The organism is Pseudomonas entomophila (genome assembly GCF_029478665.1).
Taxonomy (GTDB): Bacteria; Pseudomonadota; Gammaproteobacteria; order Pseudomonadales; family Pseudomonadaceae; genus Aquipseudomonas; species Aquipseudomonas entomophila_F.
In genome coordinates this window covers 25,812-39,225 of sequence record NZ_JARPQB010000002.1, presented here as the reverse complement: position 1 = coordinate 39,225, position 13,414 = coordinate 25,812, and the positions used below count along the sequence as shown (strand labels likewise).

Annotated in this window: 13 protein-coding genes and 1 pseudogene; 10 read left to right on the top strand and 4 right to left on the bottom strand. The window is 57.4% G+C overall.

All coding sequences use genetic code 11. The features are described from left to right. Positions 1–9: 9 nt before the first annotated feature. The 3 genes from P5705_RS01690 (at position 10) to P5705_RS01680 (ending at position 1,544) form a co-directional block, all read left to right on the top strand. Complete coding sequence (locus P5705_RS01690) at positions 10–561, top strand: YdeI/OmpD-associated family protein (RefSeq protein ID WP_277459250.1); 552 nt, start codon at positions 10–12, stop codon at positions 559–561. A 364-nt stretch (positions 562–925) separates the two neighbouring features. Beyond that, positions 926–1,162 carry a hypothetical protein gene (locus P5705_RS01685; protein ID WP_069017822.1) on the top strand — a complete coding sequence of 79 codons (237 nt, stop codon included), beginning with the start codon at positions 926–928 and terminating at the stop codon, positions 1,160–1,162. 76 nt (positions 1,163–1,238) lie between these two features. Continuing rightward, complete coding sequence (locus tag P5705_RS01680; protein WP_277459247.1) at positions 1,239–1,544, top strand: DUF3077 domain-containing protein; 306 nt, start codon at positions 1,239–1,241, stop codon at positions 1,542–1,544. Positions 1,545–1,841: 297 nt separating this feature from the next. Here the strand turns inward: P5705_RS01680 and P5705_RS01675 are convergent, their stop codons facing one another. Next, on the bottom strand, positions 1,842–4,238 hold the full coding sequence (locus P5705_RS01675; RefSeq protein ID WP_277459246.1) for an AAA family ATPase: 2,397 nt from the start codon (positions 4,236–4,238) through the stop codon (positions 1,842–1,844). 280 nt (positions 4,239–4,518) lie between these two features. On the opposite strand from P5705_RS01675, the gene P5705_RS01670 reads away from it, so the two are divergent. Further along, complete coding sequence (locus P5705_RS01670; RefSeq protein WP_277459245.1) at positions 4,519–4,968, top strand: hypothetical protein; 450 nt, start codon at positions 4,519–4,521, stop codon at positions 4,966–4,968. Between the two features lie 24 nt (positions 4,969–4,992). After that, a complete protein-coding gene (locus P5705_RS01665) occupies positions 4,993–5,376 on the top strand; it encodes a hypothetical protein (protein WP_277459243.1) in 384 nt (127 codons plus the stop codon). Between the two features lie 156 nt (positions 5,377–5,532). Here the strand turns inward: P5705_RS01665 and P5705_RS01660 are convergent, their stop codons facing one another. The 3 genes from P5705_RS01660 to P5705_RS01650 form a co-directional block, all read right to left on the bottom strand. Next, complete coding sequence (locus P5705_RS01660) at positions 5,533–6,270, bottom strand: hypothetical protein (RefSeq protein WP_277459241.1); 738 nt, start codon at positions 6,268–6,270, stop codon at positions 5,533–5,535. A gap of 259 nt (positions 6,271–6,529) precedes the next feature. After that, complete coding sequence (locus P5705_RS01655) at positions 6,530–7,015, bottom strand: YybH family protein (protein ID WP_277459239.1); 486 nt, start codon at positions 7,013–7,015, stop codon at positions 6,530–6,532. A gap of 16 nt (positions 7,016–7,031) precedes the next feature. Further along, the gene (locus P5705_RS01650; RefSeq protein WP_277459237.1) at positions 7,032–8,018 is read right to left on the bottom strand and encodes a zinc-binding dehydrogenase; all 987 of its coding nucleotides are present in this window, start codon (positions 8,016–8,018) and stop codon (positions 7,032–7,034) included. A gap of 136 nt (positions 8,019–8,154) precedes the next feature. Between P5705_RS01650 and P5705_RS01645 the strand changes: the two genes are divergently transcribed. The 5 genes and pseudogenes from P5705_RS01645 (at position 8,155) to P5705_RS01630 (ending at position 13,297) form a co-directional block, all read left to right on the top strand. Next, complete coding sequence (locus P5705_RS01645; RefSeq protein ID WP_277459235.1) at positions 8,155–9,042, top strand: LysR family transcriptional regulator; 888 nt, start codon at positions 8,155–8,157, stop codon at positions 9,040–9,042. 118 nt (positions 9,043–9,160) lie between these two features. Next, positions 9,161–9,925, top strand: a pseudogene (locus P5705_RS26300) (HAMP domain-containing protein); the annotation flags it as partial. Next, on the top strand, positions 9,920–10,783 hold the full coding sequence (locus P5705_RS26295; protein WP_431196913.1) for a methyl-accepting chemotaxis protein: 864 nt from the start codon (positions 9,920–9,922) through the stop codon (positions 10,781–10,783). The pseudogene P5705_RS26300 and the gene P5705_RS26295, both read left to right, overlap by 6 nt. 411 nt (positions 10,784–11,194) lie before the next feature. After that, on the top strand, positions 11,195–12,250 hold the full coding sequence (locus tag P5705_RS01635; protein WP_277459233.1) for a GNAT family N-acetyltransferase: 1,056 nt from the start codon (positions 11,195–11,197) through the stop codon (positions 12,248–12,250). Positions 12,251–12,313: 63 nt separating this feature from the next. Next, positions 12,314–13,297 (top strand): fatty acid desaturase family protein, encoded by a 984-nt coding sequence (locus tag P5705_RS01630; protein ID WP_277459232.1) that lies wholly within the window; start codon positions 12,314–12,316, stop codon positions 13,295–13,297. The last annotated feature ends 117 nt before the right edge of the window (positions 13,298–13,414 follow it).

Below are 13,414 nucleotides of genomic sequence, written 5' to 3'. Positions count from 1 at the left end.
GAACCTGCCATGACAACAGAGGATGCGAGGTCTCGATTCGAAGCCAAGCTTCTTCGTCCGGCAAAGCCCGGGGAGGATAGGTCGTGGGCGTTCGCGGTACTTCCAAGGGACGCGAGTGAACGGCTGCCGAGGCGGGGAAGGACGACCGTTGAAGGCACGATCAACGGGCATCCTTTCCGGGCAACCCTTGAACCCGATGGTCAGTTGAGCCATTGGCTGAAGGTCAGTAGCGAGTTACTCGACGCGGCAGGTGTGGCTGTTGGCGATATCGTTACCCTCGAACTGATTCCGGTGAAGAAGGAGCCCGAGCCTGGCATCCCAGCGGATTTCGAGGAAGCGTTGGCAACCACGCCTGAGGCTCGAAAGGTTTGGAACAATACGACGACCCTTGCGCGGGTGGACTGGATCCACTGGATTACTTCAGCGAAGCAACTCAAGACACGTGAAAAGCGAATAGGGGATGCCTGCGATATGCTTGCGACTGGCAAGAAGCAGGTTTGCTGTTTCGACTCGTCCGGTTATTACAGCAGAGCATTTCGGGCGCCCGAGGCAGAAAATTGACCCGTGGTGCAGCTTGGGGGCATCCTGGGGCGCAACCAGCCCTATGATGCCTTATATGTCCTCTGAATCGGACTTTCCCTCTTCTCTGTAGTCCATTTCCGAAACATACTCCCACCGCCTTCCAGTCATTGCAGCAGCCCCATCAGCCATCTAGTCTCGCCAAGTCGCCGCAAAATCGACGACACGGTTTTGACAGACCGTCCCCTGATATACGGATCATGCGCAACGCTCTATGGCGGCTGTGCGTGGGGCACTTCGGTGCGCCGAGTTCCGATATCCTCGGTCTGTCAACCCACGTACCGCTGCCACCCATTTGTTTGACAGCAGAGATGTGGTAGCTCCAGTCAGATATCGGAGCTTTATCATGTTAAAGATCGTCCCCGATCCACCCCAACACGACAAATACACCACCCACACCCTCGAAGACCTTCTGGTCCAGATCTCCGAATACCTCGTCTGCGCCCTGACCGTCAGTCAGCAGACTGTCCTGCTGCACGCCAAACCCCCAGGCCAGGTCCTGACCCTCGCCGCCATGCACGAAATTGACAGCGCCCGCACCCTCGTGGAGGTGGCGCTGAGTCGCGTGCAATCCCGGCATTGACCTGGTGAGCCTGGGCTCGCACTTGAAGTTCACCGATCAGGCCCCGCGCCGTTCGCGGGGCCGCAGGAGGAATGGTATGGATAAGGAATTGCAAACCCCGCGCATCAGGAAGCTCGCCACCACCGGCGTTGGGCATTTTGGCGAGGCCGGAGAGGAGGGCGGTCAAGACCCGCTGTTCCGTGTTGTAGCGGGTCATTCGATGGAACATGCGGTCGAACAGGCAACCGTGCTGATGTGCGCGGTACACAAGATCAGCGATCTGGCGATGGTGGAGACGGATCATCTGGCTACGCTGCTGACGGCGGTGCATTACCTCAGTGGCATGGCCAAGGCGCTGGCCCAGGATGTGAATCATGGGTTGATGGTGGGTCGGAGGGTTTAGTAGGAATGCAGTGGTCGCTCTGGCTGGTGACAGCCTGTTCGGCCCGGGGCCGCTTTGCGGCCCATCGCCAGCTAGCCGGCTTCCACACCCTCATGCTGGTTACCAGTACGTTGCGCGGCACATAGCCATGAAGGATAACGGCAGCCTATTCAGCAGAGCAATTTGTCAGTCGACTGCAGAAGACACTGGAGGATGTGCCGGCTGGGCGCGCACTGGCTGGCGCTGCGCTTGTTGGTCGGGCGCGCCCAGGAGGCTGGCACATGATCGCAGTGGTCAGTTTTTCGGTAATGCAGCTGCTCAAGTTGCACCTGCTGCGTTGCCCAAGACACTCGGCATAGCCTCTGCCGGAGGCACAACAGGTTCGGCTAAAGCCGTAGCGTCGAAACCTAACGCGGAAACCATCTGCTCATAGTGCGTGCTGTCAACCTCTTTCATCCATGTGAAGATGTCTGCGATGACATTATGGCTTTCGCCAACAAGGTTTTCGGGTGAATCCTCTCCGATTTCAATCAACGCATTGTGGGAGTATTTGTTGATGAATCGATAAATTTTTTCCTTAGTTTGGGGCGTGGTTAAAGTGCATCCATTAAGACCCTGCTGGAACAGGTTCGCCATGTCTCCTTTGTGCAGCGGATACTTAAAGCTGAAGAAAGCCTCAAGGATTTTGCGAGCTAGATTGGCCGTGAGGAACGCCTCATCCCGATCAATTTGTGCTCGCTCCTTATAGTTGTAAAGGCGGTCGAATATATAGTGGTACTCAGAACTGTAAGCATGAAGGCTCTTTGGGGCGTCTTTCAGAGTTGACTTCCTCGGGTTGCTGGTGCTGGCTTCTACTGTGTAGAAGAAGCTGTTGGCTGGGCGAGGCGGCCTCCTGTTCTTTCGGTTTGTATTATTTCCTTCTAGCCAGTCTCTGACCAGTTTGAAAAAATTAAAATTGTGCGTAAGGACGAATAGCTGAAGCGTTGGTGTGCAGTGATGACGTAAGTAGGAGTAGGCGTGAAATAGGTGGTTTGAGTCAAAGCTGGAAATCGGGTCATCTACTACAATGATCAGCTTTGCGATGTCATTGTCGCCTTCCGAAAGCTTGGTGATGAAGTAAACGAATGCTATCGCAGTTTTTTCTCCCTCACTCAGATCCTTGACATGGCGCTGCTCGGTTCCCCGATTAATTTCATATCCAAGCATCTGCGGGTTGAAGCGAAGACATAGGTCAGACCGACCCAAAAAAATGTGGAGGTGCTTGTTGAATTCCTCAGCGCCCAACACTTCATTTGAGAGAGAAGCCTCAAGCGCTACGATTTCTCGCTGCCTGGCATTCGTTTTTGACTGGATTTCGGATGCCTGCCTAGACAAAGCGTCACGCTTTTGGATTTTGGCAAAGTAGCCGAAGGCCTTAACCTCTATCGCGGCATAATGAAGCTCGATCTTTCGCTTGATGGCTCCGGTCTCTTTCGTAAAGTCCTCTGTCTTTTTGTTGTGGCGGACAGTCAACTTATTCATCTGTTCTAACGCAGCGTCGAAACCAGCACATGCCGCGGGATCGATAGCAGGCACAATGAAGTCAGTCCTAAACTGGTCGGCAATTTTCTCTTGAAGAAGCTTCTGCCAGTGCGCTATCCCCCCGTTGATGGTCGCAACGTGAGTCACAATTAGATCCTTGGCATTGGCATATTCAGCCTGCATTTCTTCGTACAACTGGTCACCTTGGCTCAGGTCTCCTACGTCGAGGACCTGCTGCTTCAGCCACTGCTCAGCGCTGACGAGGCGACTTTGGAACTGACGATACTCGTCGCTGAAATGCGCGTTTATCTCGTCAAGTCGAGACAGGGTAAGTACGGCGCCGCAAAATTCACAATTTTCAGATTTGTGGTTGTCATGGATGGCCAACCCGGTCTGAACCCACGTTTGTATGTCGGAGTTCTCTTTAAGCCTGGATAACACAATGCTGGTTGCGGTGTGCTTGAGGAGGGCTTGTAGGCGAGACTGTGCATCTTTTAGCTTTGCTGCATCAAGACTGCTAACAATACTTGGAATTTGTGGTTTTGATACAGGCTTAGCCGCCACCACCAAGGCCAGCAATTCATCATCTTGGAGGATAGAGGAGGGGGCACGGACCGCTTCAGCATTAGATACAATAAAGCTTTCTAGCTTTGTGCGGTTATAATTGATATAGTGATTATCTTCCGTGCCTATTATCTGAAGGCTGGTTTTGGTTCTTTTTGCACTGTCAGTCAAGAATTTCTGTAGTTCGGCTGTGGCCTTTGACGCGTCATTATTCGACCTTTCAACGGACTTTAGATCTAATTCTTGCTGGTTTTTGAGTGTTTCAAGCACTTTTCGATCGTCGATCTTCTCTTTTGCGACCAGCAGAATGCTTTTTACCGAATTGTCCCAGTCGATATTTTCTTTGATAAACCCGGCGTTAAAGGTGCGTAATGCAGTGCTTGATTGAGCTATCGTTTTTTCAGTGATGACGGCTTCATCATCCAATATGACTGAAAATTCGCAATTCGCGTCAGCGGTGGCTTGTAAGCTTCTACGCTTCTCTAGTGATTCAAATAACTTTGATAGCGTAGATTTGCCGCTACCATTCCACCCATAGATTAAATTGAATTTCCCGAATGCCTGAATATTGTCGCCGCTGTAGTCCCTGAAGATGCCAAAATTCTTTAATTTTTTTATTTTCGTAATCATGGTTGCGGTCCTTTCGCCTTAGGCTGCCAGTTCGGTGAGGGGCGCGGCACCTAGCCAGCATATGAGCCTGCGTTGAAATCTGCAATTCCGAAAAATTCGATTATATAACTATATGATAATTATGTGATTTATTATGGGTTTTGGCTCTCAGCATTGCTGACAAACGAGGTTTCGTATCGAAACGCCGCCAAGTCGGCCCCCATACCGACCGCGCCGCCCTCAAAGTGCGTTATCAACTGTGTATAGGACGGATGTACTAGATGTCCACTACCAAGGTAGCTTGGGCAAGAACCAGGTGTTTGTCGCGGACGGCGATCCCAATAACATCTTCAATCGCCCAGGTGGCGCAAAATCATTAGGCGTCTACCAGCTCTACGAAGAGCCCGGCAAGCCCACATTCACTGCCTACGATGTCGAAATCGATTGCGCGAAGAACCGCGTGCGTATCACAAGCGCACAGGATTTTCGAAGCGTTTTCAATGAGTTGCGAAACGCGAAGTATTCCAATCAATGGCAGAACAAACCTGACACCTGGTTGGCGCAAAGCCGCGACTTCCTGTGCAAACCGACTGACCGACAGGCCCGGAAAATGGAGCGCCTGGGGGTAATGCCTGCATCGCAAATAGCCAAGGCAGGGCCGCAGCTGTTCGAGATATTGAACCGCGAGGCCGCCAAGGCGGTGATCATGCAGAAGATCGACGAAGGGTTCGCACAGATGTCTGCCAAGTAAAGCGGCCTTGAAGGAGAAGACCTTATGAGCCGACTGTTCGCATTGGGCTTGTTGGCCACACTGCTCAGTGGCTGCTCATCGTTGGAAGCCAGCAGTGCCTGGAAAGATCGTCCGGTGGGCGAGCTCATCGATTTCTTCGGGGTGCCCAGGCAGATCATGGTGGTGCCGGAAGAATATCTGGTGGTGCTCAGGTATATGCGCGACAGCAGCTATGTCACGCGTGAAGCCGCGGGCACTTACACAGGGCCGCAGAACGGGCAGATTGTGCATACGGAATACTGGGAAGACGTGCAGCACTCAGGCAGTTGTCAGATCGATGTGTTCGTCAACAGAGCTCGACTGGTGCAGAAGGTACGCACGAAGGGACGTTGCGCAGTTGTCGAGATGGCGCCGGCAGCTCGAGCGTGATCTGGCAGACGCAAACCACAGGTGATCGACTCAAGAGGTCACCTCCCATAATACGCAATTTAACATAATATACATTATGCGCATCTTCGTATTGAGCGGCACGCCCCAGTGGAGGCCAGATTTCAGCCTCCAGCAAAGTCCCATCTCCAATATCGCTCACTGGTACGTCAATCCCTTGGGCACGTCATACCGGCTGCCGTCGTAATCCAGGCTGAACACTGTCGTCCTCGAGTCGCCCTTGATTTCTTCACAGTCATCTTCGCCTCTGAGCATGCTCTGACTCCCGGTCGAAACCTCGGTAACCCGCAATCGGGTAAATCCCTCTCTACCAGGTTTTCCAATGGCCAGCGTGCGCTTTGTCTCTCTGAAATCACCGGCGCAAAAACCATCCCATTCGCCCTGGCTCTCACTTACAACCAAGTGCCCCATGATCAAGCGCAGCTGCGAACCGTCGTTCACATAAAGACTCAAGGTTTCACTGCCATACGGATTGACCCGTGACGAACCTGAATGGCTGATGCGTACGCCAAATGCTCGTAGCCCGGGCGCGACCTGATAGCGCGCGGTGTCCAGCACCAGGCCAGAAAAGCGCATCGCATCGGAGATGATCGCGGCGTGTTGGTAACTATGCGCAAGGATCTTGCCGCTGACGGCATCAGCCACCAGAACTTCCAGTCCATAATCGCCATGTCCGTCTTCATCGACACCCTCCATCATGGGCAAGGCTGCCACGACCTGGCTGTTGTCTGCAGGATTGACCTTGCAGACTGCATATTCGCTGCCGAGCTCCAGTGTGGGATGCAGGGCCTTGGCCCAGGTTTGCAGGTGCTGCGTGCAGTCGCCCCAGGCACACAAGGAGAAAAACAACAACGGTAATACGGTGAATCCACGCATGGCGGTGTCTCATTCCTTTGATGGTTTGCCATGGTAGTCGATAGATGCCAGCAAAAGCGTCCTCTCGCCCTTCTTTGCTTTTGATAAGCCAGAGTAATAGCTCAACTAAATGACTATTTAGTTGAGCTATTGCTCTGGCCCTGGCCCAAACATCACAATCAAGACGCTGGCAGACACCGAGGTTTTTGTTGAGTAAGTGGCCCTTTCGCCTCAACCCTGATCCCCTGCCCCATCTGAACCACCGCATTCATGCCTGACCTCACGGCATATCGGGTGGATTGGTAGTCGAGAAGATGTAGCGAGCAAAGCGCCATTGGCCATCGCCTTCTCGATGCAGCAGGAAAATTTCCTGGTTCCCTTCGGCGTGGGCTTGCTGATCGCCGGACAGCCGCTTCAGTGTTCCATTGGAACGCGTTCGCGCAAACGCCCAGTCGCGTGACAGTGGTTTGATTTCGTCGACGGTAAATCGTACGTCGAGCCGGATCGTGTCGAAGACCCGGCGATACGCCCTTCGCACCGCATCACGGCCTACGGCCGGCGGGCTGTGCTGCGGCATGAACACTGCGTCGCCTGCATACAAGCTCATCACACGGTCGAGATCGGATGTGTTCAGCGCGGCTTGGTAGTGGTTGAGTTGCCGGGTGATTGCATCCTTCACCCCTTCTTCTGAGACTGCGTTGTCGGCTTGTGCCGTCATGGGCAGGACAAAAGCACTGACAACCAGTGCAATCAATGCGGTACGCATGGCAGTACTCCTTGTTTCAGAGCAACACGACGAGCTTGCCCAGTGCACGATCACTTTCCATCAAACGGTGCGCATGAGGAACGTCGTCAAAGGCGAAGGTCTGGGTACGGATCGAAGGAATCCTGCCGGCGGCGCGCTCTTTTGCCAGCCACTGCAACGGCGTGTCCTGCAGCGGCAAGGCCGATGTCCCCAGCAAACCGCTCGGGAAGAAGTTCAGCCGCGCGCCACCCGGCAGGTCTTGCATCAGGTGGAATTGCTCCACTACCGGTGGGCCACCGAGCAGGCCTATGACGCTCACCATGCCGAACGGCCGCAACGTCTTGAGCGTGTCACGCAGGGTTGTGGCACCGATGATTTCCAGTGCGCCATCCACGCCTTCAGGCGCGATTCCACGAACACGCTGAACAATGTCACCGTTGTCGATGACCACCTCGTCAGCCCCCATCTCGTAAAGGCGCTGGCTGTTCGCAGCGGAGCGGGTAGTCGCAATTACGGTCAGCCCGCGGGCTTTGGCATAGGTGATTGCGGCCAGGCCGACCGATGAGGTGCCGCCCCGTACCAGCAGGGTCTGGCCTTGCTGGATGGCCAAACTCTTGTCAAGCGCCCCCCAGACAGTGAGATACGCCTCCGGCAGCGTGGCCAGCTCTTCCCACGAGAGCGTGCTGTCGTCCAGTGAAACCACATTGTTGCGCAGTACCGTCACCTGCTCGGCATAGCTGCCATTGCGGCTGAACTGCATGCCGCCCATGGCCGTGGCCACGCGCTGGCCGGCACGCAGGACCCCCGCGGGGTCATGGATGACTTCGCCAACGGCCTCGATGCCAGGCACGCGTGGTGTGCTGATGTCCCCCATCTTGCCAGCGCGCAGGTAGGTTTCCGCACGGTTGAGGCCAAATGCGCGGACGCGGATCTGGACTTCGCCCGACGTCGGCGCCGGTGACGGGATATCCCGCAGTTGCAAGGCCTCCGGGCCGCCCGGTTGTTCAATGACATACGCTTTCATGGTCGTTTCCTCAGTTGCATGACAGGTGGGTTGAAACCTTGTTTTCAAGCAAGTGAGTTCACTATCCGCTACTCGTGCATGGAAGATAATCCACGCCGGAGATAACCTTGCTCTCAAAAATGAGAGGAATACTGCAATGGACCTGAACGCCGTCCGAATGTTTGTCAGCGTGGCGCAGACCGGTAGCCTTTCAGCCGCGGCGCAGCGCCTGGACGTACCGCTACCGACCTTGAGTCGACGTATTCGCGAGCTGGAACAGCAGTTGAAGGTGCAACTGCTCGAACGTTCTGTACGAGGTACCAAACTTACTGATTCAGGGTCTCGACTGTACGAACACGCCTGCCGTGGCATCGAGGCGTTGATGGATGGCGAGCAGGCCGTGCTCAGTGACCAGGCGCATTTGAAAGGACGCTTGCGCCTGTCATTGCCACCGTCGTTCGAGCCATGGTGGGACGTGCTGTCGGCTTTCCAGCTCCGCTACCCACAGGTACAGATCAGCGTCCATACCACCGAGCGCCGCATCGACCTCATCGAAGATGGTGTGGATGTGGCGCTGCGCGTAGGCATGATTGCGCACGAGAACATGGTTGCCCGCCGAATGCTGGCCTATCGTCACGTGCTCGTGGCCAGTCCGGCGTTGATTGAGCGGCTGGGTGCACCCGCAGACGTCAAGGCACTACACGGTTATCCCTGCGCGGTATGGAGCCAGGGCGCCATTGCAACATGGCAGTTGGGCGGTGAGTCATTCACACCCGAGGCGATGCTGTCCACCAACGATTATGCGCACCTGCGCAGCCGGGCATTGGCCGGCAGTGTGGTCACGGAGCTCCCCCCCTTTCTGGCGGCGGCCGCCATCCGCGAAGGGAAGTTGCTTGCGCTGCTTCCCGAGCATCCACTGCCCGAACAACACATCAACTTGCTCTACCCTTCCCATCGTCACCCGTCAGCCATTGTGCGGGCGTACCTGGACTTCTCGCAGGAGTACTTGGGATATCTCGCAGACGTGTCCTCTACATCCGAGTAAAGGGCTGCTTTGGCCGTTGGGTCCGGCCCTGGCGCTGCGACGCACCAGCCTTGCATCTTGATAGGGCTGGCCCAAGAGCGAAACGGCTCCGACAAACTATGCTCACCAAACCTACCTCATGGAGCCGTTCGATATGGATATTCGGCAGAAAACCATCGGTTTCGGTCTGGTCAGCATCCTCGCTGCCCTGTTGCTCGGCGGCAGCGGCCTGCTCGCCGAACATGACCAGAACCAGGCGCTGACGCGTAACGAAGACAGCATGTCCGCCCTGCGCAACCACATGGAGGGCGACATGATGCACGATGCCCTGCGCGCCGACGTGCTGGCCGCGTTGCTGGTCAAGCCTGGCGACGTCGATACCGCCAACCAGGTGCTGGCCGACCTCGACGAGCATGCGAAATGGTTCAAGAGCGTGATCCAGAGCAACCTCAAGCTGCCGCTGGACGCGGATCTGCACGATGCCATCAGCGAACTTGGCCCACTGCTCGACAACTACATCGCCAGCGCCACGTCGATCATCCAGTTGGCCCTGAAGTCCCCCGAACAGGCGCAGGCTCAGTTGCCCGCCTTCATGGCGGCGTTCAAGGAGCTGGAGGAACGCAACAGCACGTTGAGCGACCTGATTGCGAGCAACGCTGACAAGAGCCGTGCGCAAAGCAAGGCGACCCTGCATCAGGGCATTGCCGTGCTGATAGGCGGCATGGTCCTGGCGACGCTGGTCCTGGCGCTGTGCACATTCTTGTTGCTGCGCTCGGTGTTGCGCCCCCTGCGCCAGACCGTGGCCGTTGCCGAACGGATCGCCCAGGGCGACCTCAGCACCGAGATACGGGTGCACGATCGCGATGAAACCGGCCACCTGTTGCGCTCCCTGGCCGACATGCGCGACAGCCTGAGTGCCATGATCAAGGCGATCCACGAAGAAAACCAGCAACTGCACGACGTCGCCGAAGAGCTGGGCCAGGCTTCGAGCGGCCTGGTCGAGCGCACCAGCCAACAGTCGGAAAGCGCGGTGAGCATGGCCTCGGCCACCGAGCAGATGATCGCCAACCTGTCGCAGATCGCCGAGCATGCTCGCGATGCGCAGTCGATCTCCGGCCAGTCGGAGCGCCTGGCCAGCGATGGCGGTGAAGTCATCCTGAATGTCGTGGGCGGCATGCAGGGCATCGATGAAGCGGTGCACCGCTCTTCCGAGACCATCACGGTGCTGGGGCAAAGCTCCGAGGAAATCTATTCCATCGTCCAGGTGATCAACACCATCGCCGAGCAGACCAACCTGTTGGCGCTCAACGCGGCCATCGAGGCGGCACGTGCGGGCGACGCCGGCCGCGGCTTTGCCGTGGTCGCCGACGAAGTGCGCGGCCTGGCCGCGCGCACGGCACAGTCGACACGTGAGATCGCCGACATGATCGAGCGTATTCGCCAAAGCACGGGCAACGCGGTGCAAAGCATGCAGACCGGCGTCACCCGGGTGCGTGCCGGCGTGGAGCTGGCCACCCAGGCGGGTGCCTCCATCCAGCAGATTCGTGAAGGCGCGCGCCAGGCCGCCTCGGTGGTGGAGGAAATCTCGCACACCATTGGCGAACAGACCCTGGCCAGCCAGGAAGTCGCCCACCAGGTCGAGCGGATCGCGCGGATGTCCAGGGAGAGCACTGAAACCACTCGGCAACTGGCTTCGACCGCGCGGCGCCTGGGTGACATCGCGCAGGGCATGCAAGCCAGCGTTTCGCGCTTTCGCGTATGAGGGGATCGGTGCCTGCGGGCACCCTGCCCTTATAGACAACCGATATTGGACATCGCAATAAATAACTCAGTCAGATATCCAGCGCACCGCATCGACACGTGTTCGAGTTGTAGCCAGCGAATATATTTGACAGTGTGCCTCAACGCTCTATATTCCCTCCTCGGCAACTGGAAGGAGTCCAGTTGCCCACTTCAATAGTCACACTACTGTCAGGAACGACATGATGTTTTTGCTCATGGATGATGCATATCTGCAACACTCGGCGTACCTCGGATTTATTGGCCGTCACTTGGCTGCAGCCCTCGCTACCTGAGGCGTCTCGACAGCTTTGACTTCCCTTGCTCGTGCCTGTGAATTGCCCTGGGTAATCACAGCGTTTGCCTGCCGCCAATAAATAAATTCAGGTGTGCCATGACCTCGACCGTGCTGCATAAGTCCGTGTCCACGCCCGTGGATATCGAGACACGTACTGACGCCTTTGATTATCGCCCAGGCCATATCAACGATATTCCTCGGCTCGCCCAGTTGTTCCAAAGCGTCTATGGGCAAACCACCCACCCCTGCCAAAGCCCGACCTATATCCGCAGTTCAATGGACTCCGGGCAACAACAGTGGTTTGTCGCTGAACTCGACAGCTTTGTCGTCGGTTGCTGTTGTGTCGCCCGCCGGCCATGGAACCAGTCCTGGGAAATGTCCCATGGCGTGGTCCACCCGGCCGCGCGCCGAACCGGTGCCATTTCAAACTTGGTCAGGCTCGGCCTGGAGCGCCATCAGGCACAGCCCATGGAGCTGGGTTTCTATGTCACGCGCAACATTGCCAGCCATGCCTTGATGAAGAAAATCAGGCCGGGCGTGCTGGTGGGGCACGACGGCGGGCCGGACAAGGTTGACGGGATCAGGGAGTACCACCTGACTGCCCTGCTCCCCCCGGCGCAGGAAGGCTTCGTGCATGTCGCGCCTGGGTATGCGCATACCGCCGTAGCCGGCCCGATCATCGCCAGGTTGTATGACGCATTGCGGCTCACCCCAGCGCTGGGCACCTATCCGGCCACCTGCCTGAGCGGCCCACCCGGTACCGAAGCCCACGGCCCGTTGCGCTTCAACCATGACCCGGACGCCAACGCACTGATGGTGTCCGGCCATGTCGGCGACAACCCGACGCAACCAGCAACATTGCAGGCACTCACTGCCCTCCTCCAGCGCCATCCCCAGGTGCAGTACTTCAGTGTGCATATCCTCGCCGACAAGCTGGAGCTGCTCGCCGGCCTGGTCAGCCTGGGCTTTGCGATCACGGCCTACCTGCCGGCCTGGCACCTGGAGGGCGGTGTTCGCTACGACTGCATCCTGCTGGTCTTCGAAGTGTTCGCCGATGCCCCTCGCAGCCATGGCTTCGATGATGAGGTGGCGTTCTTCGACCAGGCCTACGCGAAGTTGGCCGACAGCCTCTGCGCCATCGCCCTGCAATGAAAGCGCCCCTTACCTACCGTGCATTCCCATCCCGCAACGGATGAAGACTGGAGTATTCAGACAATGACGAAAGACCAATGGCTCGTCGTACGCAAGCAGATCCCCGACGGCGCGAAGGAACCCTGGACCGTGATGCTGTGGGTCGCCGACCTGTTGTTGCTGGTGCTGGCGTGGAACTTCTGGCTGAGTGAATCCACCGTGCTGCAGATTCTGGGCCTGCTGGTCGCGGGCCTGGCCACCGTGCAGTTGTACCTGATCCTGCATGAAGCGCTGCATGGCGCGACCTCGGACAATCGTCGACTCAACGACATCATCGGCCACTTCAACGGCTGGTTGATCGCCCTGCCGTTCCTGGTCCGTCGGCGCTTTCACATGGCCCACCACACCTGGACCGCGCACCCGCTCAACGACCCGGAGAACCGCGGGATGATCGAGCGGTTCGCGGTCATGACCAAGAAGCAGGAGCGCACCCTGGAGTTCATGTGGAAGCACTGGCTGCCGATGATCGCCGTCAACCATTTCCTGCTGAACTGGCGTGCGCCGTTCATTGCCCGGGCCCAGGGCGACGACTCGCCGCGCATCCTCAAGGAGATTCGTTTCGCCCGCCTGTACCTGGTGGGTTACGCGGCGGTGGCGGCCGTAGCCTGGGCCTTTGGTCACCTGGCGGACCTGGCGCTGTTCTACCTGATCATCTGGCTGTTCCTGGCCCTGATCGTGGAACTGGTCAATCTGCCCCACCATGCCGAGGCTCCGTTGCTGGCGAAAGATGGCGAGCGCCTACAGTTCTGGGAACAGGATCGTGTGTCGCACGATTGCAAGAGTGTGCCGGTGTGGTCGCGCTTCGTGATCCTCAACTTCAACCTGCATATCGTGCACCACGCCTTCCCCTCGGTACCTTGGTACCGGTTGCCCGAGGCACACCGGATGCTGCACGAACAGGACGGCAGCCCGGCGGCATCGCAGCTCAATGAGTGGGACTTTTCCAGGAAGAATCGCCGCAGGCCGCTGTTGAAGCTGATGGGCCATTTCTTCGACCATCGCGCCTGACCCAGCTGTAGGAGCCAGCCTTGCTGGCGATGCCCGGCATGGCCGGGCCCGGTACCCACGCGCTTCAAGGTGTTGCCCGGGCGAGCAGCAGCGCCTGTCGGATCGAGCGCCGCTCGC